Raw genomic sequence first — 23,211 nt, forward strand, 5'->3', positions numbered from 1 at the left:
GCAAAATTATGCCATAATCACCTCGCAAAGTTTGAAACGGCCTGTTTAAAGGAAGTACTTTTCCGGATGAGTTCTATTTGCTGAACGGTATCATTTTTCTGTTTATCCATTTGCAGTTGCTGATAGATTTTGTTCAGCAATCCGAAATTCATCAGCGCTAATACTTTGAAATCCAGTTTTTGTGCGTTTTCCACAGCTGTTTCTGCGGTGCGGATAGCTTTATTGAATTCGTGTTCATTAAAATATACGCCCGCGTATAGTAATTTCTGCACAGACTCCAGGTATTTTCCGCCGAAATAATCAGCTGAATATTTCTTGATCACCTGGTCGGTGTGCCGGCAGATCCGTGCAGCGGAAGCTGTTTGGCCCAGGCCGAGGTAGGCTTGTGCCTGCCAGCAGAGCAGCATGAGGCGCAGTGAATCTGTTTTACGGTGTTGTAAAGAAGGATATGTTTCAAAAATCCGGGTAGTAAAGCTGAGGAGGTGTTCGTTATCTCCCAGCAGGGTGAACACGATCCCCATATTACGGAATACGATTTCCTGGGGTTCACTGATGGGTTTCTTGCCACCGCTGGTGCCGGTCCAGTAGCGGAAATAGTTATAAATCTTCTCCCGGATATCTTCGTTTATAATACCAAATTTGAGGAATTCATAGATGAAGAGCTGGATTTCATAAGGTGTTACCCAAAGTTCATCTTCGAATTCATCGGCTGCGTAGATTTTCTTAATATTATTGAGTTCTATTTCGCACTGTTCTGCATCGAGTTGCAGCAGGGCCATTGTAAATAATTTGCTCCTGATTTTGAGCTTGTCTTCCCGGGCTTCAGCAAGTCCCAGCAAAGCGTTAAGTACTTTGCGTTTCCTGAAATGAATAAATTCGTCACTGATAAAAGGGCCAATAGGGTTCTTCTTGAAGAAGCCCGCGGGGAAGATGGATTTGAGTTCACCCTGGTTGTTGCCATCATGCTGGTAGTGTAATACGAGGTATTCCAGCAGGTGGGATTTTTCTATGTTGGATAATGGTAAATGCAACATTTTGATGATGCCATCGATCTGCGCATGGTTGATAGCGTAGCGGAGCAGCCATCTGAATACGCCGATGCGGTAAGGCGACTGTGGCAGGTGTTCGAGTATTGCCATCAGCAGGGGCTCGTTTATTTCCTGGCCGTTTTCTTTCAGGTAGTGCATGGCCACAAAATATTCGAGCAACATGGTATGGGCAAAGCGCACCTTCACATTGAACATAATTTCCTGGCTCAGGTTTTCTTCCACCAATATATTATCGGCCAGCAATTCTTTGTAGGCAGGGAACAGATCGGCATTCTGGGTGAGCAGCAAATTTTTATCTGCGTAGATACCTGTTCTGCCGAGGTCGAGAAGGGTAAGTAATTTTTCAATAATTTTTATTTTGAAAGAATTGCTTTGCGAATTGAACACGCGGTTCTGAATAAAGCGCGATACAATTTCGAACAGGCTAAGGTGTTCATCTACAAAGGTTTGATCCGGGCCGCTGTTGAGCTGACAAAATAGTTGCAGGTAATAAGGATAACGCAGTTTTTGCAGGAAGTTTTCAGAAAACAGCCGTACGGTAGCGGGATCAAACTGGTGGTTATAAAGAATAGACTTCACTTCCTGTTCCGTAAGCCGGGGCATATTGATATTGGTTTCCTCATCCATTTCAGCGCCCAGGTACCAATAGCGCCGGAAGGCGGGGTATTGCTGGGAGTGCTGGAATATTTCGGCCCAGGTACTGCTCCGGATGGAAAGGATCACTTTCACCCAGGGGTATAAGTCGTTGGAATACACAAAGTCTTCCAGTTTGGAATATAGTAGGCGGAGTTTCTCGCCGGCTACGGCGATTTCATCGAAGCCGTCTATTATTAATATAAGGCGTCCGCCTTTTTTATCGAAGTGGCTGGAGAAATATTCGCGGAAGTTTTCACCATTACCGAGGTTCATCTGGTTATCGAGCCAGGAGGAAAGGGAGAATCCTTTCAGCAGGAGGCTGCCGGCCGCATGAGCATGGATGAACCAGCAAACGTCTTGTTTATAACGGGCTTCTTTGCCAAACCAGCAATGTTCTGCGAGGTGTACCAATGCCAGCGACTTACCCCATCCTGATGGCGCTATTAACGCGGTAGCGGCGTAGTCGCTTTCCAGGAATTTTTCGATGTGGGCATTACAGAAGGGCCGGTGAACGGTATACGGAAAAGCAATGCCAGAGCGGTTTTTAAGGGTTAACATCGTGTAATGGGAAACTGCGTCTGCCTTGTTTTTCAGGTCAGACCATTTTCCATTATCCAATGCTACGGCCGAAGTAGACGCATTGGTGGCAGTGGAAGCGGTGTTCATCTTCCGGTAGTGATGTTGCTGAAAATCTTCCCAGTCTTTATATTGACAATATTGCGAAAGGGTATTCAGGGTATATCTGGAGAAGCTGTGTTGAGCAACAGCAAATCCGAACACCCTTTTAAGCGTAGTTTCGCTTACCAGTTTCGTGGTGTTATCCAATATGGACTGAGAGAGATGTTTGCAATCTCCTGGCAACATGACTTCAACACCGAACCTGCGGAGAACTTCATTCTGCAGGGTAATGATAAAGTCATAGGATAGATCAATCATAGGGGACAATAAATGGATTTTCGAATTGTCGGTACCTGTTTAATTACGTATCGTATTTGCGTTTAGATTTTCGGAAGACCGAATGAACAAAATGAACAGAAAATATTAAATTGAATTATATATATGAAAATAAGTAATAAAATTAACTTTATTATTAGTTGTCATCTGGATATCATATATAAATATGATGAAGTACAGCCTAATGTCTCTATATGAGGATATATTATATATTATTTTTCACTATTCCAACCATAATGAAAACGTCCAAATAACTTTATTGACCGGCCCCGAAATTTTTCTTTTCCCTGTTTTAAATGGAATGATCCCTTATTTTCCTGCCTGTTTTTCTCCAAATCCTACCTTCTGAATGAACAAAATGAACAGTAAAAATGAAAATTGAACAAACTGAATTGTCAGCCGGAAATGAACAAGAAAGACACATCCAGAAATCAGCCCTTCAGTATACATTCGTAGCGTTCTTGTAACATTATTTTAACAAATGACCGCAAGGAAGTATACTTTTTTATCAACCGGTATCCCTTCCCCGAGCTATTCCTAACCTGCCTGCCGCCCTTAGAGTTTTGTTGTAATGCAATGAAACTGAACAATTTTTATTCAAATATTTGATGCTATGCATTCAAAAGCTACTCCTAATAGCCCTTTTACTGCCCTTTTCTGTTTCCCTCGCTCTGCAGGGAAGGAAGCTGTGAAAACCAGCGTTGCCCACTTTTTTCATAAAGCCGGGTCAATAGCTTGGAAAAGTCTTCTGCTACTATTATTACTATTCGGTATAGGCGCGCGGGACAGCCAGGCGCAAACCTATACCACGAGGGTATATGCCAATACACAAGTAGGCAGAGCCTCCGGACTTTGCATTGGTTGTGGTGTAACAAATGGTACACAGGCAGTGGATGGCTCCCTTACTACAGCCTCCACTATTTCTACGTTGGTTACATTACTGGGCGCTACGGCCTCACAGGACCTGATTTTTCCGGCAGCCGTTACCAATAATACCCCTGCGGTAGTTAAAATAGGTACTGCCGGCACACTCGGCACGCTGGTAAATTTAAACCTGCTTGGCGGCGTTTATGTACAGGCCTACAATGGCAGTACGCCGGTAGGTGGTACTGTCTTTGCCAATAACTCAGTATTGACCCTGTTGGCAAGCGGCAACCAGGCGGAAATATTTTTACCTGCTCCGGGCGGCACATACGACCGTGTAAGAGTAACAGTAGATGGCGGATTAGCAGGAGTAGCCGGTAGCATACAGGTATTCTCAGCATATTATGATATACCTGCTTCAGGTACAATAAACTGTGGCGCTGCAATAGATGTGTTGTACGGCGTTACCGGGCAGGCAGCTTCACTCGGAGTGGTAACCAATCCTGCTGCTGCAGGTGATGGTATTGTTACTGCAGCCAATTATGCAACGCTGAGCAGCGTTGTTGGTGCGTTAGGCAGCAGTGCCCAGGTGACTGCAGTATTCCCTGGTCTCTCTAAAGCAGGTGATTCTATCCGTGTGGTAGTGTCAGATCCTGCTTCGCTGCTTACCCTACAGCTATTTAGTTCTGTTAGAATTATTACTTATAATGGTGGTACTGTAGTTGATAATATTCAGGCCGATGGCAATTTATTACGCCTCAATCTTCTTTCAGGTGGAGGAAATTTACAGGCGTTAACTTTCAAGCCTACAGCACCTTTCGATCATGTAACAGTGCAGATAGGCTCCGGGCTGGCAGGCGCACTCGCCTCCCTGAGAGTACATGAAATACAACGTTTCCCGGCGGGTCCGTCAACAGCGGGTGGGATATTGAGAACTACCTGCCTGAATTCACCGCTTACATTGAATGTAAGTAGTCCGGAAGCAGGGTTAACTTATACCTGGTACGACTCTACCCAAACCACTGTGGTAGCTTCCAACAGCACCAGTTACAGTCCTCCTGTAGGTGTTGCCGGAAGTTTCCGTTATTATGTTTCCGCCACCAGGATCGGCTGTTCAACCGAATCAGCTAAAACTTTGGTGACTGTAAAGGTTAATAATTTCTCTACCGCTGCAGATATTACTGTTCCTGCCACTACGCAGGGCTGCATCGCGGATACCGTAACAATTACCCCTACTTCTGCAACTGTTAATAATAAACCGGTATTCAGCTGGTATAAAAATGCTGATAAAACCGGTCCTATTACAAATGGCCTGATAGAAGGAGCCGTTAAATACAGCATCGATACTACCGGAAAATTAAGTATTACCGGTCTTGCTGCAGGATCATACACCTATTATGTAAGCGTATCGGACAGCGATCATTGTGAAAATGCAGCTAACGCCCTGAAGGCGGCTCCGGTAACTGTATCCGCGCAAATTGCGCCACCGGTACTTTCCCAAACGTACGCGGTAACAACCGGAATACCATTGGTGTTAACAGCCACACCGGTATCCGGCGCTACTATTGAATGGTACAGCGATACCACGCAGGCGCCGGTTGCAGTAGGCAACTCCATCACCCTGCCTCCGTTTACCAGTCCTGGTGTATTTACTTATTACGCAGGTGTAAAAACTACCGGCGGTTGTACGTCCTTCCGTGTTCCTGTGGTCATTACCGTAACCGGCCCTGTTACCACTACCAGTTGTAACGTGCCCACCAGCCAGGTAACCGGAACCACACTGGGTTGTGTGTTGTGTAGTGTTGTAAATCCTGGATTTGATATAGATACGGTTTCTACGAATTTCACCCGTCTCAATATACCGGTAGGTTTATTAGGAGGATCCGTTTATCAACAACTTATCTTCCCTGCTGCAGGCGATGCAACAGACAGCATTCGTCTTGATCTGGCTTCACCAGGCGGACTGGCAGATGTAAGCTTACTTGGTGGCGCTGTAGTTACCATTTATAATGGAACAACGGTTGTAAGTACACACACTTTATCCCAGTTGCTCACTTTAAGATTACTGAGCGGAACCCGCTACTATGCTACAGTGGCCGCTGGTGGTGTATACGACCGTGTGGAAGTGAAACTTACAGGCGTAGCCAATCTGCTTACTTCCCTGGATATTTATGGTGTACGCTCTCTTGTACCGGATCCTGTTATTACAGCCGGCAACGCGACCGTATGCGTCGGCGAGCGCGCTGTATTTACAGTCACTCCGGCTGCTGGTACTACTGTTCAGTGGTATGCTGATTCAACCACCAATATCTCCCTGGGCAATCAGCCGACATTTACGACCGATACGTTAAGAACCGCCGGTACCTTTACTTATTATGTACAGGCAATGGATGGTACCTGCGCGAATCCAAATCGTATACCGGTTACCGTTACCGTGAACGCATTGGGCACTGCAGCTGATATTACCGTTGCAGATACTACCAACGTTTGCGGAAGTGGTGCTGCCACACTCACACCAACAGCCGCAGGCGTAACAACTCCCGTATTTAAATGGTATGCAGACGCCAATAAAACAACGCCCATTACCAACGGCACTGTTATTGGTGGCGCCACCTTTACTATAAATGCAGCCGGCAGCCTGTCTGTCACTGGCCTTTCACTGGGTAATCATACTTATTATGTAAGCGTATCAGGTGCCAACCGTTGCGAAAATGCAGCCGGCAGCCTGAAATCTGCTACTATAAAAGTAACTACCCCTCCTGCACCTCCTACCCTGGTTCAGTCATACACAGTATCCACCGGCTTACCATTAACCCTGGTAGCTTCACCGGCTCCGGGATCAACGATAGTTTGGTACCGCGATACAACGCAGGCATCCATCGGCAGCGGCAACTCTATTACCTTGCCGCCATTTACTACGCCTGGTGTATATAGCTACTTCGCCGGCGACAGTCTGCCAGGTGGTTGTGTTTCCAGCCGCGTGCTGATCACCATCACGGTAACAGGTCCTGTTACTACCACCAGTTGTAACGTGCCTACCAGCCAGGTAACCGGAACAACTTTTGGCTGCGTGCTGTGTAGTGTTGTAAACCCAACCAACGACATCGACACCGTTAGTACTAATTTCACCCGCCTCAATATACCGGTAGGTTTGTTGGGAGGCGCTGTTTATCAACAGCTCATCTTCCCTGCTGCTGGCGATGCAACCGACAGCATCCGCTTCGACCTGGCTTCACCAGGCGGATTGGCAGATGTAAGTTTGCTGGGTGGCGCAGTAGTTACTGTGTATAATGGCACTACTGTGGTAAGTACTCAGAATTTATCACAATTACTTACTTTAAGATTATTAAGCGGTAACCGTTACTATGCTACAGTACCTGCTGGTGGCGTATATGACCGCGTTGAAATAAAATTAACCGGGTTAGCGAACCTGCTTAACTCCCTGGATATCTATGGCGTGCGTTCTGTTGTTCCGGATCCGGTTATTACCGCCAAAAATGTGGCAGTATGTGCTGGTCAGCGTGCCGTATTCACCGCCACTCCGGCCGCTGGTACCACCGTTCAGTGGTATGCTGATTCAACCGGCGGTGTTTCCCTGGGTAATCAACCTACATTCACAACAGACACGCTGAGAACTGCCGGTACCTATACCTACTATGTACAGGTAATGGACGGCACCTGCCCTAATCCAAACCGTATCCCGGTTACTGCCACTGTAAATCCATTGGCTACTGCGGCAGATATTACCATAGCAGATACCACAACCAGTTGTGGTAGCGGACCGGCAGTGTTGACACCAACTGCAGCCGGTGTTACTACACCTGTATTTACATGGTATACAGATGCCAATAAAACTACACCGATTGTAAATGGTGCTGTTATTGGCGGCGCTACCTTTACTATCACGGCGGGCGGTCAGCTTAGTGTTAGCGGCCTTACACCAGGTAACCACACTTATTATGTAAGTGTATCCGGTGCTAACCGTTGTGAAAATGCAGCCGGAACTTTGAAGGCTGCTACCATCAAAGTTGTCAGCGCTCCGGCTCCGCCAACAGTGGTACAGAATTATACTATCAGCACCGGGTTGCCGTTAACCATCACCGCAACGCCTGCTCCGGGCACTACTGTGCTGTGGTATAGCGATACCACGCTGGCGCCAATTGCTACCGGCAATTCTATTACTTTGCCTCCGTTCGCAAGTCCGGGAGTATATACTTATTATGTAGGCGATAGCCTGGCAGGTGGTTGTTTATCCAACCGTTTGCCAATCGTGATTACAGTAACTGGTCCGGTTATACCTGCCAGCTGTAACGTGCCTACCAGCCAGGTAACCGGAACTACGCTTGGTTGCGTGCTGTGTAGCGTTGTTGATCCAAACAACGACATTGATTCTATTCCTACTAATTTCACCCGCCTCAATATACCGGTAGGTTTATTGGGAGGTTCTGTTTACCAACGCCTCATCTTCCCTGCAGTGCGTGCGGCATCAGACAGTATCCGCTTTGAACTGGCTTCACCAGGCGGACTGGCAGATGTTAGCCTGCTCGGTGGTGCAGTAGTAACTGTTTATAACGGATCAACCGTTGTAAGCACTCAAACATTATCCCAGCTGCTCACGCTGAGAATATTGAGCGGTACCCGCTACTTTGCCACTGTTCCGGCAGGCGGCGCTTATGATCGCGTGGAAGTAAAACTGACAGGTGTTGCTAATCTGCTCAATTCACTGGACATCTATGATGTACGTGCAGTTGTTCCGGATCCCACAGTTACCACACAAAACGTGGTGGTATGTGCTGGTCAACCTGCCACATTAACAGTAACACCGGCAGCAGGTACAACTGTACGCTGGTATACCGATTCTACTACCACTATTATAAAGAGCACTTTAAATACATACATCACCGACACGCTGAAAACAGCAGGTACATTTACCTACTATGTTCAGGCAGTTGGTGCAAATGGTTGCGCGAATCCAAACCGGGTGCCGGTTAGGGTAACCGTTAACCCGATCAGCCAGTCAGGTGATATCACTATCGCAGATACTACTACTGCCTGCACCAGCGGACCAGCAGTATTAACTCCAACTGCAGCAGGTGTTACCGCTCCTGTATTCAAGTGGTATAAAAATGCAAACAAAACATCTCCGATTACCAACGGCCTGGTAGAAGGCGCGGTAAGCTATGCACTGGATAGTACGGGCAATCTGACCATTACTGGCTTGACTGCCGGCGCCTATACTTACTATGTAAGTGTGTCCGGAACCAGTCAGTGTGAAAATGCAGCCGGTACATTGAAGGCAGCAACAGTACGTGTGGTGCCAGCTCCAGCTGCTCCGGTTGTAACCGGCGATGTGGTGGTAACCACCGGTGTAAAAGCGGTATTAAGCGCTCAACCGGTACCAGGGGCTACTATCGTATGGTATAGAGATGCGACTACTGTTCAAGGTATGGGCGACACCATCCAGGTAGGACCATTTAACACACCAGGCACTTATACTTATTATGCGGCGGTAAGAATTTCAGGCGCCTGTGAATCTGCCCGTGCAACTGTAAATGTAAAAGTAACAGGAGTTGTGATTCCTTCTCCGGATTGTAATGTTCCAACCAGTCAGACCTCAGGTACTACCCTGGGTTGTATCCTGTGTAGTGTAAATAATCCTACTAATGATATAGACAGTAGCAAAACCAACTTCACTACGCTGTCAGTACCTGTTGGTGCGCTCGGAGGCTCAGTATATCAACAGCTGATCTTCCCGCATGCAGGATCTGCAGCAGACAGTGTTCAGGTACGCCTTGGTAATTCAGTAGGACTGGCGGATGTAAGTCTGCTGGGAGGTACACTGATTTCTCTCTATAACAATAACGTACTGGTTAAAACAGACACCCTGTCAAGATTGCTTACTCTGCGGTTACTCAATGGCCAGCAATTCCTGGCTACCGTAGTAGCTCCTGCTACTTACAACCGGGTAGAAGTAAGAATGAAAGGTGTACTGAATCTCCTGAATTCAATTGATATTTATGGTGCAAGGATCATATATCCTAAACCAACTGTAAATACTACAAATGCTACCGCTTGTATCAACAGCAAGGCTACGCTTTCTGTAACTCCTGCGGCCGGCACATCTGTTCGGTGGTATGCTGATTCAACCAGCAGCACCGTATTAAGCACACAAAACAGTTACACTACTGATACGCTGAAAGTAGCAGGTAAAGTAACCTACTATGTAGCGGTACTGGGCGGACCAGACAATTGTCCTAACCCGGATCGTATACCTGTAACCGTTACCGTTACACCTGCTCCTCCTGTACCAGGCGCTCCGGCTACCGTGAATATTTGCCCTGGTTCAAATGCGTCTCTGCAGGTTTCTAACCCGGATCATCAACTGACCTACAACTGGTACAATGTGCCAACCGGCGGTACCAAACTGAATACCGACAGCGGCTTTGTATTTAATGTAACAGCGGTTAACAGGGATACTACCTTCTATGTAGAAGCGGTTAGCAGTTGTGGTGCTGCATCAGGCAGACAAGCTATCAGCATTGTGATATCTGCTTCATTGAGCGCACCGGTGGTAACGCCAAATCCTGATTCAACTGTAGTAGGCAGACAAACTGCACTGACAGCAACTTCCAATACAGCAAATGTTCAGTTTGTATGGTATGCAAGTCAGGCCGGTAATGATAGTCTGTTTACAGGACCAGTATACACTCCTCCTGTATCCAATGTAATAGGAACCGTTACCTATTGGGTGGAAGCCAGGTTAACAGGCGGTGCTTCCTGCAAATCTATCAGGGTACCTGCAGTAATAGTTTACGGACCTGAACCAGGTCCGGATCCTGGTCCATGTGAAGGCGCTTCTACGCAAACAATTGGCGGCAGCGGATTACTCATACTGGGTAATGTATACAATCCTGCCCTGGCAGTAGATGGCAGCTTAAGCACCGGATCTTCACTGGTAATTAACCTGGGCGCATTGAACGCACAGGTATGGCAAAGAACTAAATTCAACGGAGTATCTGCTCCTGGAGATACCGTAAGGGTATGGCTGTCGAACCCAAGCCAGGTGCTTTCTGCAGCACTGCTGGGTGGTGTGCAGTTAACCACTTATAATGGTACCACTCCCGGAGATTCTCTCCTGGTAAATAACCCGCTCATTAAACTCATTATACTGAGCAGCAAGAGACAAGCTATCCTCGAATTTGTACCGACCAAAGCATTTGATGCAGTGGAAGTAAAACTGAAATCAGGCATACTCGGTGCATTAACGACCGTAGACTTCAATTACGCGCAACGTGCACTGGCAGCTCCGAAAGTTCAGTCAGCACAGGTAACAGTATGCGCAGGCGGTACTGCTAAACTGGATGTACAGAATCCTGCAGCAGGCGTTACTTATCGCTGGTACACCAGCAAAGGTGTTTATCTCACAGGTAAAGATGGTGTATCCTTCACCACCGGCATCCTGACTACAGATACTGCCTTCCTGGTAGAAGCATTCAGGAACAATTGCGCCAGCAGTGGTCGCACAAGGGTGGATGTAAAAGTGGTGGCAGCACCTGCGCCTCCGGTAGTACGTTCCGCGAATGTGGAAGTATGTGCCGGATCTGATGCCCAACTTGCCATTAACAACCCGGTAAGTGGATACAGCTACGCATGGTACAATGTGGCTACTGGTGGAACCAGACTGAATCCGGTTCCGGACAGCGGCTTAACATTTACTGTGACCAACGTAACTGCACAGGCAATCTATTATGTAGAAGCGATCAATGATAGCTGTAATACCATATCTGCCACTAGAACAGCGGTTACCGTTAAAACAGGTACATCATTGGCGCCGCCAACAGTAACACCTGTAAACGACACCGTTGTGATTGGCCAGCGTCCGCTGTTCATTGCCAAAGCAGATGCAGCTAACGCAGAATTCTATTGGTTCAGAACACAAACAGCAACAGACACCTTATTTAAAGGTGCTTCCTTCGAAGGTCCTGCGTCTACCGCCCTGGGAACCGTTACCTACTGGGTGGAAGCAGCCCTGCCGGGTGCAGCAACCTGTAAGTCTGCAAGGATAGCGGTGAATGCAATTACCGTAACTCCTTCAGGTCAGGTGCCATGTGAAGCCGCTACCGGACAAACAATTGGCGGATCCGGCTTGCTGGTGCTGGGTAACGTATATAACCCGCAACTGGCTGTGGATGCCTTTACAAGCACAGGATCTTCCCTGGTGATAAACCTCGGAGCCATCAATGCAACGGTATTCCAGAAAGCAACCTTTAACGGACTATCTACCCCGGGTGATACTGTAAGAGTGAAACTGTCTAACCCAAGCCAGATCCTTTCTGCAGCGGTGCTCGGCAGTATACAACTCACTACCTATAACGGTAACACACCAGGTGATTCCGTATTAACATCCAATCCGATCCTGCACCTGGATCTGCTGAGCGGTAGCAGAAGCGCTATTCTGTGGCTTGTACCAACCAAGCAGTTTGACGGTGTGCAAGTGAAACTCAGATCAGGTATCCTGGGAGCCTTACTCGATGTTGACTTCAACTACGCACAACGCGCTATTGCCCAACCGAAAGTACAGGTGAACAACGCTACTATCTGTAAGGGTAATCAAGCTACTCTCAGCGTAATAAATCCTGCACCAGGTATCACTTACAGCTGGTACAACAGTCAGGGTAATCATTTGCTGGATAGCATTGCTTATGTAACGCCAACCACACTCGATTCCGGAGTACATACTTATACAGTAGTACCAACCAGGAACGGTTGTCCGGGCGCCGCATCTGCAGCGATAACAGTAACCGTTCAGGGATCACCATCAGCTCCGGTTCCGGAAGCCAATAATGTATCTACCTGTCTGAATACACCAACTACCCTCAGGGTAAAAGCTGTGGCAGGTGTTCGCTACAACTGGTACGACGCAGCAACAGGCGGAGCAACATTGGTAACTAACAGTAATGAATATACTACGCCGGCCAGTCTGCAGGCAGGTACCTATAACTTCTATGTGGAAGCCGTGAATGCAGGTAACTGCGCTAACGACAGCGGCCGCACCAGAATTACACTCACTGTAGACAGCGCCTCAACAGCGGCCGACATTCAGATCACAGATAAAGTAATCTGTGCCGGTGATACTGCGGTATTAACACCAACTACCACTACCGTACAGAACCCTGTATTCAAATGGTACGCTAATGCCGACAGAACCGGTCCGATCACGCAGGGTGTAAGCAGCACTGGTGTATTAAGTATCACAGGATTAATGCCGGGAACATACACCTACTATGTAAGTGTAAGCAACGCCGGCAAGTGTGAGAATAAAGCAGGTGATTTGAAAGCAGTAAAAGTAACCGTGAATAATACCGCCACACCGTCAGACATTGTAGCGGCAGATACAACTATCTGTGCAAACACTACGGTTAAACTCACAGCTGCTTCAACTACCGTAACAAACCCAATATTTAAATGGTATGCAGATGCTGCCCTGACCACATTCCTTGCATCAGGCGCAACATATACTACCAGTGCATTGAGCGCAACCACTTCTTACTATGTAACAGTAGAAGGAAGCAACAGATGCGCAAATGCAGCCGGCAGCGCGAAAGAAGTGAAAGTGACAGTAAGTGATATACCGGCTCCGATTATTACCGCATCTGCCATCAGCATCTGTGTAGGCGACACCGCAACACTGAGCATTCAGAATGTGGATAATACATTGACCTACCGCTGGTATAGTGCAGCAACAGGCGGCACATTACTGTTCACCGGTCCGGTGTACAAGGTAACAGGCCTTACCGCTTCGAAAGACTTCTATGCAGAAGCTTCTCTGGGTGGATGTAGCAGTGCTGCCAGAACGAAGGTGTCCATCGGTGTGGGTGTTGCTCCAACGCCAATACTGGAAAGTAATAATGTAACAGCATGTCAGGGCGGAACAGCCGTACTGAAAGTGACCTCTTCTGTGAATAATATCACATACAGGTGGTACACCACATTAACCGGCGGAGTAGCTGTGTTTACAGGTCCAATCTTTACCGTGAATAATGTGACCGCTAATGCAACCTATTATGTGGAAGCAACCGGTGACACTTCAAATTGTGGTAAACCTTCTGTAAGAGCAGCCGCGAAGATCAACGTAGTACCGGTACCACCGGCTCCTGTACTGGTAAGCAACAGTGCGGAAGTTTGTAAAGGCCAGGATGTAACACTGCAGATACAAAGTCCTGCAGCGGGAGTTACCTACGAATGGTTTGATGCAGCAACAGGCGGCAATAAAGTGAACGAAGGACCAACGTTTAATATCACAGCACTGGATTCTACAGTGAGCTACTACGTACAGGCACTGGTAAATGGAGGCTGCCCAAGCGCAAGCAGAACGAAGGCCACCATCACCGTGAAGAGCGTACCGGCAACACCTGTAATTGCATCCACTTCCCTGTTCGTTTGTCAGGGTGGCAGCGTAACACTTTCTATCCAGAATCCTGTGGCTGGTGTTACCTACCGTTGGTACAGCGCCGCATCTGGTGGTACGTTGCTTGCTACAGGCAACAGCTACACAACCGGTGCATTAAATACAAGTACTGATTTCTATGCAGAAGCGAATAATGGTAATTGCAGCAATAGTGTAAGAGCGAAAGTTTCCGTAGGCGTAGGACAAGCACCAACGCCAATCCTGGAAAGCAACGCACTCACTATCTGTATGGGAACTTCCGGAACACTCCGTGTAACCTCAGCTACCAACGGAATAATCTATAAATGGTATACTTCTGCCGCAGGTAATGATTCTGTAGGTGTAGGACCGGTATTCCAGACAGGACCGCTCAATGCCAGCATGGATTATTATGTGGGAGCAACCGGAACTACGGGTCAATGCGGTAATCCATCTGCGAGGGTGAAAGCTACTGTAACAGTAGTGGCTCCGCCAACAGCTCCGGATGTAGTAGCCTCCGCACTTAAAACATGCGCCGGCACAGGTATCACTGTATCAGTGAAAACTATCAAACCAGGAGTTACCTATCAGTGGTACGATGCTGCAACGGGTGGCAACCTGCTTTCTTCTGATGCAGTATACAGCGTACCGGTGGTTACCCAGAATACTACCTTCTATGTACAGGCGAATTTGGGAAGCTGCTCCAGCAGCAGAACAGCGGTAGTAGTAACCGTTGATCCAACTCCGCCAATACCGGAAGTAAATGCGGATAACCTGACAACCTGCATAGGCGGTACCGTAACATTCAGTATCAAGGGTGCAGACGCTTCATTGACTTATCGCTGGTATGATGCGCAGAATAACGGCGTATTCCTCGCAAGCGGTACTTCATACGCAACCAAACCGCTGGCCGCAAATACCACATTCTATGTGGAAGCATTGAACAGCCAGGGTTGCAGCAGCGGACGCAAAGCCGTAACAGCAAATGTCCGCAACGATATAGACGCACCATTGGCAGATCCGCTGACAGTATGTAGCGGACACACAGCGGTACTTTCTGTGAAAGGCAGACAGCCGGGCGTCATTTACAAATGGTTCACCGTATTACGTGGCGGAATAGAAGTATTTACCGGTGCAGATTTCACTATCACACCAACAGTAAGTACCGTATACTACCTGGAAGCATCTACCAGTGGCGGTTGCATCAGTGCAAGCAGAACCAGGGTGGAAGTAACCGTGAATCCGTCGCCAGCTGCTCCTGCAGTAGCCAGTGCAAGCATTAAAGTTTGTACCGGCCTCACAGCTACGCTGAATGCGCTGAATCCGGATAATACGCTCACTTACAAATGGTATACTGTCCCAAGTGGTGGTACAGCTATCTCCACAGGTGCTTCTTATACAACACCTGCGGTAACCGCAAATCAGATGTACTACCTGGAAGCGTCCAGCAATAATGGTTGTTCAAGTCCAACACGCACCGCGGTAAGCGTTGAAGTAACACTTCCGCCAGCCGGACCACGTGTAACCGGAAACGATCCGGTATGCCCGGGCAGCACAGCCATACTGATGGCTACTTCCACCACTACGGATGTTGATTTCCGCTGGTACTCAGTGGCCACTGGCGGCACGCCGATAACCACAGGTGCAACATTTGTTACACCGGCGCTGAATGCCAATACTACTTATTATGTAGAAGCATTTACAGCGGGTGGTTGCACCAGCTCCGCCAGAACAAGGGTGGATGTCAGCCTGGCACAACCGCTGCCTGCACCAGTTGTAACAGTGGATAACACGACGGCTACCGCTATCACCTTCCGCTGGTCACCGGTTACAGGAGCACAACGCTACGAAGTAACAGTAGACAACGGCGTCACATTCACAGCGCCAAGCTCAGGAGCAACAGGTACCACACATACTATCTCCGGCCTGCAGCCGAACCAGAGTGCTACGATCCAGGTACGTGCCATCGGGGCATCCACCTGCCAGAACAGTGCACTGTCTGCCGCAGTTACGGACAAAACGAAGAACCCGCAAGGCAACAACATCTATGTACCAAACCTCTTCAGCCCGAATGGTGACGGTATAAATGATATCGAGTATGTATATGGAACCGCCATTGCACAACTTGAATTCAGGATCTACAACCAGTGGGGTCAGTTGGTATTCACATCGAAAGACCAGCGCCAGGGATGGGATGGTACCATGAGCGGACAGAAACAACCTGTAGGTGTGTATGTATGGATAGTGAAGGCTACTATGCAGGATGGCACCGTGATCACGAAGAAAGGTAACGTAACCCTCATGAGATAATGATGATTCATCAGCAAGATCAAATCAAAAATAAAACCGGGGTGCTTCAAGGCATCCCGGTTTATCCAGAAATACTTAAAAATGTTCCTATGAAAAGGATTTTTATAGTTGCAATGATTTTATGGAGCAGCCTATTGCCCCGCACTACTGTTGCCCAGGTTGATCCGCACTTTTCGCAGTACTATGCGTACCCGTTATGGCTTAACCCTGCTCTGACAGGTGTAATAGATGGCGACTACCGGATTAGCGCTGATTACCGTAATCAGTGGGCCAATTATGGGAAGCCATTCTCAACAGTGGGCATTTCTGCAGATGCCGCCACAGATAAGAACATCGGTGTAGGTATCAATGTAATGAACATGTCGGCAGGTGACGCAGGCTATAACTTTTTTAATGCAATGGCCAGCGTTTCTTATACCGGTGTGAAATTTGGCCGTACCAAAACCAGTCAGCTGGTGTTTGGGATTAATGCGGGATTGATCAACAGAAGACTCGACCCTGCCAAATTCCAGACAGGCAGCCAGTATCAGCCGGTAACCGGTTTCGATCCAAGCATATTTAACGGAGAAAATGTAAGTAATACAACCTCCAATCAATTTGACGCCGGCGCAGGGGTTGTGTTTTTTGATGGTAATCCAAATCATATCCTGAACCCATTCGCAGGATTTGCAGCGCAACACCTCACACAACCGAAAGATCCGTTTTCCTCCGATGGCACTGAAAGAAAACTGCCAGTGAGATATCTTGTTCACGGTGGTACCAAGATCAGGTTGAATGACGCCGTGACCCTGACTCCTACCGGTCTTTACATGAGACAAGGCAATGCCGAGGAAATCGTGGCAGGTATGTATGCGCAGCTAATGGTAAATCCTGAATTCGACTTCCTGGTAGGAGGTAACTACCGCTTCAATGATGCGGTGATTCCTTTTGCCGGTTTCCATTTCAAAAGCTTTGTACTGGGATTAAGCTATGATGCCAATACCTCCAACATGCGCCGCCTCGTAAATGGCAGCCAGAGCTTTGAAATATCACTTTCTTTTATCAGCCGCAAAAGAAGAATGCTTAACGAAGAATACTTTATTTGTCCCAGGTTATAATCTATCAAAAACCGGATCAGAATGGAGGCAAAAACTTATACAGAAAAAAGAAATGGAACCCTCATGAAAAAAATTACTCTCTGTTGGCTGGTGATTTTTGCAGGAATAATTAGCTCTATACAAGCGCAATATGTTTATGATTTTAAACATACTGCGGATGTTTTTTATAGCTCACGGGATTATTATTCCGCTGCACAGTACTACAATAAGGCACTGGGCACTTTCAAAATCAAGCCAGAACAGGTATTGCCCTATACAGTTGCAGGCGCTCCTCCCAGTGGTAAACTAAAAGATTATCAACAGGTAGTAGCCCGGTTGGCCGAATCCTACCGTCTCTTCTACGACTATGGAAATGCTGAAACCTGGTATGCACAGCTGGTTGGGTTTAATAACCCGGCATATCCCCAGGCACGATACTGGTATGCCATCTGCCTCCGGTACAATGGAAAGTACCAGGAAGCACTGGATGAATTTAAAAAATTCAAACAAAGCTACACCGTCGCTGATGAACTGTCTGTAAGAACCCCGCTTGAAATTGCCTGCTGCGAATTCGCACTTTCCGAATCCAATAAGGAACCGAGATTTACGATCGTGAAAACTGCCGGCAATGTTAATGAAGGCGGAGCAAACTACGCGCCGGTGATCCTGGATCCCGGCACTTTAATGTTTACCTCTTCCCGTGCTGAGAATCCACCGTTGCCAACCACCGTTAAGCAACCCACAACAAAAAAACAAGCAAAAAAAGGAACCCCATATGTAAATGACCTTTACACAGCCACCGGAAGCGGCAATACTTTCGACAACAGCCAGAAGGTAAAAATCCCTGTCGCCAAAGGACTCGACCAGGGAGTATCTGCCATTACCCCAGATGGTAATTCACTTTATATCACCCGTTGGTCTGTGAAAGATGGCGTGAAACAATCCGCTATCTATTTTAGCAGTCGCCAGAACGGAGTATGGTCGGAACCGAAAATATTAGGCGAGAACGTGAATGTTGCTGGGTATAATTCTATGCAGCCTTATATCACCGCCGATGGGAAGTACCTGCTGTTTGCATCCAACAGGCCCGGAGGCATGGGTAAAAATGATTTGTGGTATTGCATCATGACCAATGGCACACCCGGTGGCGCGCGCAACATGGGCACTGCCATCAATACGAAAGATGAAGAACAGGCGCCATTTTACGATGCAGAGAAAAACCTGCTCGTGTTTAGCAGCGATGGCCGCGTAGGTTTGGGAGGACTCGATTTCTTTCAGAGCGAGGGCGATTTCGGTACCTGGTCTGCTCCTGTTAATATGGGCAAGCCATTGAACTCCCCTAAGGACGATATCTATTATACGGCATTGGATAATACACATCCCTTTGCAGCCGGCTTCATCAGCTCCGACAGGGAATCTATCTGCTGCCTGGAAGTATTCAGTATTAACCGCATCCGTAAAATAGCAAGCGGGTTGATCATCGACTGCGATACCCATCTTCCGCTGGAAGGGGCTACTGTTACCCTGCTTGATACTGTGAGGAAGAAAACAATCCGTAAAGTTACCCTGGACGCCACCGGAAGGTATACTTTTGAAGTAGACCCACAGCGCTTTTACAAGGTAATTGCTGAAAAAGATAACTACTTCACCAAAGCACTCTATTTTAATACAGATTCTTTAGTGCGGATAGATTCAATGGATAATCCCACACTTTGCCTCAAGCATTACGAAATAGAAAAACCAATTGTTCTTAATAATATCTACTACGATTTCGGAAAGGCAACCCTCCGTGAAGAATCTAAAGTAGTATTGGATACCGTGGTTGATATGCTGAACGACAATCCGAAGTTAACTATCGAGATGAGCGCACATACCGATAGCGTAGGCTCCGTGAAATTCAATGAGAAACTGTCGCAGGCAAGGGCCCAATCCTGTGTGGATTACCTGATCAGTAAAGGTATTTCCGCGGAAAGGCTCATTGCTAAAGGCTACGGTAAATCCAGGCCAATTGCACCAAACTCCCTGCCTAATCACAAAGACAACCCTGAAGGACGTCAGCTTAACCGCAGAACTGAATTCAAGGTGTTAAAAAGACAGGTCCAGGTAAAGGTGGAAGATGGTAACAGTAGTAGTCAATAAAGTTTTCCCTTAAACCGGCTGTTGGTAGCCGGATCCTTCCATATCCTGTAATAACCATTTAGAAAGCCGGCCTCCATGGTCGGCTTTTTGTTTGATGATGTTGCAGTATTTTATTATTATTAGGACTCCTTCTTAAATATAACACAGGAGAAAGCATGTTCACAAAATGAACATGCTTTCAATAGTTTTAATGTAAATTTTTAACTTCAGGATTAGTTGCTTTTGCCAAAGAGACCAATAGCAATGGTATCAGCAGCTTTCATCACTTTCAGATGAGAACTCAGTTCTATCGCATTGTTATACTTGAATGCAGTATCTTTCTGAATACCGCCTGGTTTTGAAACCTTGATAGATTTCACTTTCGTTAAAAGATCTATTTTCAGTGCAGCACCAGTTCCTTTGAACGTTCCTTTCAGCAGGGTATCTGTTTTGGGAGCCGCAGCAGTACCGGCTATCAGGTAAACGCCGTGATCCGCATCCTTAACATTTTTGGTGAGATTCAGTACAACATTCACACTGCTATCTGTGTTCTCGGTGATGGTAATATCACCTACCTTTTTATCTCTGTCTGCGCCGGCTCCTTTCAGTTCAAACGTCTTGGAACGTGGTGTTGGTGGAGGTGGCGTTGGATTATCATCATCTTTGCAGGAACTTACAGTAATACCCAATACAGTAGCGATCACTACTCCCGTCAGGAGTGTGTTTTTGTTGAACATAAGCATGATTTCAGTTTTTATGAAGGTTTTACGATTGTGGTTTTGTAATTGTAATGTTTGTGATTTGTGATCTTGTTTTAATATAGGTCTTCAGCGCTTACTAGGAATGTTAAACGGAGGTGGAAATAAAAAGTTACAGCTATAGGTAAAGTATTTTTTAAATATTTTTTTTCGCCTGCCTGTAACCTTTACCTATTGTGGATCGTAGCGATCGCATTTTTCCTTTGGAAGAAAATACCTGTTATAACTGATGTTGATCCGCCTATTTGAAAAGATGGTTTTTGATGATTGAAAAATTAAATTACATTTGCGAAGCATCATAAGATGCCAGAACTGATAGCATATGAAAATTTAATCAGACCACGGTACTTCCGTTTGTCGCCCTCCCACTTTTCCTGTTTTAGTTTGCAGTGCCAATGGCGCACTGTTCCTCATTGTTATTTTTCAAAAGTAAGTTATGCCTCTTTTAACGAACGCACCGCAGCGTATACGTCGTTTTTTTCAGTTATTTAAGATAGCCGTTACCGGTAGTGAAAAGGAATTCACCACTGGAAGTATAGACCGTGCAATATTCCTGCTCTCGATTCCGATGATCCTTGAAATGGCCATGGAGTCATTGTTTGCGGTAGTCGATATTTATTTCGTAAGTCATTTGGGTGTGAATGCTATTACCACGGTAGGACTTACGGAATCTGTGCTCACGCTGGTATATACCGGCGCTATGGGATTGAGTATGGCGGCAACCGCCATGATTGCCCGCAGAACCGGTGAGAAGGATCCTGATGCCGCAGCGCATGCAGCCATGCAATCCTTATACCCGGGATTGCTTGTTTCTGTACTCATCAGTGTAGCAGGAATATTTTTTGCGAAAGATATATTGCTGGTAATGGGGGCCGCCAAAGAAGTGGCTGACTACGGCTACGAGTATACGCAGATAATACTCGGTGGTAATATCGTCATCATTTTATTATTCCTGATCAATGGTATTTTTCGTGGTGCGGGTGATGCGGCGCTGGCGATGCGCTCTTTATGGATTGCGAATGGCCTGAATATTATATTATGCCCGCTGTTAATTTCGGGATGGGGTCCGGTTCCTGCATTAGGCCTGAAAGGTGCAGCTATAGCCACCTTTATTGGAAGGGGAACAGGCGTGATGTACCAGTTATATCACCTGGTAAAAGGAAAAGACCTGATCCGCATTACGAAAAAACACCTGGCTCCGGCATTTCCATTGATTGGCGCCATTCTTAAAATTGCCGCCGGTGCTACTGCGCAAATGCTGATTGCTTCTGCAAGCTGGATTTTCCTGGTGCGGATCATTTCATATTTTGGGAAAGATGCGGTAGCTGGATATACGATTGCTATCAGGGTGGTGATCTTTACCATATTGCCAGCCTGGGGAATGGCGAATGCTGCTGCTGCATTGGTGGGGCAAAACCTGGGGGCACAGCAGCCGGAGCGTGCCGAAAAATCTGCCTGGAGGGCTGCCTTCTTCAATATGATCTTCCTGGGTGTGGTGGCAGTAGTATTTATGGCATGGGCGCCTGCTATTATTGGTTTCTTTACCACCGATCCGGTGGTAATCAACTATGGCGTGCAGTGTATCCGGTTAATGAGCGCCGGTTATGTCTTCTTTGCCTATGGTATGGTGCTTACCCAATCTTTCAATGGCGCCGGTGATACGCGCACGCCTATGTTGATCAATATGTTTATTATGTGGTTATTCCAGATGCCGTTGGCCTATACACTGGCTATATGGCTTAAAATGGGTCCTGTAGGGGTTTTCTGGGCTATGGCCATATCGGAGTCTACTTCCGCTTTGGTGGCTATATGGCTGTTTCGCCGGGGTACCTGGAAGCAGGTGAAGATTTAGCTTCCTGCTTTCTGTATAAGTAGTTACCTTTGCGAGGTTTGCATTAAATTTTTACATAATAAAAATAACTCAATAAGCATGTCACTCACAGTCGTAGGCACTATGGCGTTCGATGAAATCGAAACCCCCTTTGGAAAGTCAGGTAAAATCATTGGTGGGTCTGCCACCTACATCGCATGGGCAGCGTCTAATTTCGTGCAGCCTATTAACCAGGTGTCTGTAATAGGCGAAGACTTTCCCGCTTCAGAGCTGGATGCGTTGACTGCTAAAGGCGTGGCTTTGGATGGCGTGCAGGTGAAGAAGGGTGAAAAGTCGTTCTACTGGTCCGGCAAGTACCATATGGATATGAATACCCGCGATTCACTGGCAACAGAACTGAATGTACTGGCCGATTTCCAGCCTGTTATCCCGGAAAGCTACCAGGGAAGTGAGTTCCTCATTCTTGGTAACCTTACCCCACAGGTGCAGATGAGTGTACTGGATCAGTTGAAGGAACGTCCTAAGCTGATCGTGATGGACACCATGAACTTCTGGATGGAGGTTGCACTGGACGATTTATTGAAAGTACTGAAAAGAGTGGATGTGCTGATGGTAAACGATGGAGAAGCCCGCCAGTTGAGTGGTGAATACTCTCTTGTAAAGGCTGCCCGTAAAATTATGTCTATGGGTCCCCGTTACCTGATCATCAAGAAAGGCGAACATGGCGCATTGTTGTTTTACGAAAATCATGTGTTCTTCGCTCCTGCGATGCCACTGGATGATGTATATGATCCAACCGGCGCAGGCGATACTTTCGCAGGAGGTTTCATTGGCCACCTCGCTAAAACAAAGGACATCTCCTTTGAAAACATGAAAACCGCTATCATCGTAGGTTCTGCTATGGCCTCTTTCTGCGTGGAAAAGTTCGGAACAGAACGCATCCGCGAAATTACCCATGAAGATATTGCGGCCCGCCTGGAGCAGTTTGTTCAGCTGGTGAACTTCGATATCGACCTGGTGTAGTGGAGGATCGCCTTCGGCGATGGAAATTGTCTTGGGCGCTGATTACGCTGATTATACTGATTTTTTGGATTTGATCAGTTTTGATTTTATAAGATTAAGGGAGATATATGAGGACTTATCCGCTTATATCTCCCTTATTAATTATAATAAAATCCAAAAAATCAGT

At 46.9% G+C, this 23,211-nt stretch carries 7 protein-coding genes; 5 read left to right on the forward strand and 2 right to left on the reverse strand.

Translation table 11 applies throughout. The annotated features are described in order from the left end of the window. Window positions 1–17 precede the first annotated feature (17 nt). On the reverse strand, window positions 18–2,621 hold the full coding sequence (locus AB6805_RS08965) for a hypothetical protein (RefSeq protein WP_370909090.1): 2,604 nt from the start codon (window positions 2,619–2,621) through the stop codon (window positions 18–20). Between the two features lie 631 nt (window positions 2,622–3,252). Between AB6805_RS08965 and AB6805_RS08970 the strand changes: the two genes are divergently transcribed. The 3 genes from AB6805_RS08970 (at window position 3,253) to AB6805_RS08980 (ending at window position 19,454) form a co-directional block, all read left to right on the forward strand. Further along, window positions 3,253–16,239, forward strand: coding sequence for a gliding motility-associated C-terminal domain-containing protein (locus AB6805_RS08970; RefSeq protein WP_370909091.1), 12,987 nt, complete (start codon window positions 3,253–3,255; stop codon window positions 16,237–16,239). 89 nt (window positions 16,240–16,328) lie between these two features. Further along, on the forward strand, window positions 16,329–17,336 hold the full coding sequence (locus AB6805_RS08975) for a PorP/SprF family type IX secretion system membrane protein (protein WP_370909092.1): 1,008 nt from the start codon (window positions 16,329–16,331) through the stop codon (window positions 17,334–17,336). Between the two features lie 63 nt (window positions 17,337–17,399). Continuing rightward, window positions 17,400–19,454 carry an OmpA family protein gene (locus AB6805_RS08980; RefSeq protein WP_370909093.1) on the forward strand — a complete coding sequence of 685 codons (2,055 nt, stop codon included), beginning with the start codon at window positions 17,400–17,402 and terminating at the stop codon, window positions 19,452–19,454. Between the two features lie 212 nt (window positions 19,455–19,666). Here AB6805_RS08980 and AB6805_RS08985 read toward each other — a convergent pair whose 3' ends face one another. Next, window positions 19,667–20,176: a hypothetical protein gene (locus AB6805_RS08985; protein WP_370909094.1), complete on the reverse strand. Its 510-nt coding sequence runs from the start codon at window positions 20,174–20,176 to the stop codon at window positions 19,667–19,669. A gap of 451 nt (window positions 20,177–20,627) precedes the next feature. Here AB6805_RS08985 and AB6805_RS08990 point away from each other — a divergent pair, with 451 nt between their 5' ends. Beyond that, window positions 20,628–22,043 (forward strand): MATE family efflux transporter, encoded by a 1,416-nt coding sequence (locus AB6805_RS08990; RefSeq protein ID WP_370909095.1) that lies wholly within the window; start codon window positions 20,628–20,630, stop codon window positions 22,041–22,043. Between the two features lie 78 nt (window positions 22,044–22,121). Beyond that, window positions 22,122–23,045 carry a PfkB family carbohydrate kinase gene (locus AB6805_RS08995; protein ID WP_370909096.1) on the forward strand — a complete coding sequence of 308 codons (924 nt, stop codon included), beginning with the start codon at window positions 22,122–22,124 and terminating at the stop codon, window positions 23,043–23,045. Window positions 23,046–23,211 lie beyond the last annotated feature (166 nt).

It is taken from the genome of Chitinophaga sp. RCC_12, from assembly GCF_041360695.1.
Lineage (GTDB): Bacteria > Bacteroidota > Bacteroidia > Chitinophagales > Chitinophagaceae > Chitinophaga.

Excerpts from the sequence above, each read along its gene's own strand:
- AB6805_RS08965 (WP_370909090.1), bottom strand. The coding sequence starts at position 2,621 with ATGATTGATCTATCCTATGACTTTATCATTACCCTGCAGAATGAAGTT.
- AB6805_RS08975 (WP_370909092.1), top strand. The coding sequence starts at position 16,329 with ATGAAAAGGATTTTTATAGTTGCAATGATTTTATGGAGCAGCCTATTG.
- AB6805_RS08980 (WP_370909093.1), top strand. The coding sequence starts at position 17,400 with ATGAAAAAAATTACTCTCTGTTGGCTGGTGATTTTTGCAGGAATAATT.
- AB6805_RS08970 (WP_370909091.1), top strand. The coding sequence starts at position 3,253 with ATGCATTCAAAAGCTACTCCTAATAGCCCTTTTACTGCCCTTTTCTGT.
- AB6805_RS08995 (WP_370909096.1), top strand. The coding sequence starts at position 22,122 with ATGTCACTCACAGTCGTAGGCACTATGGCGTTCGATGAAATCGAAACC.
- AB6805_RS08990 (WP_370909095.1), top strand. The coding sequence starts at position 20,628 with ATGCCTCTTTTAACGAACGCACCGCAGCGTATACGTCGTTTTTTTCAG.
- AB6805_RS08985 (WP_370909094.1), bottom strand. The coding sequence starts at position 20,176 with ATGCTTATGTTCAACAAAAACACACTCCTGACGGGAGTAGTGATCGCT.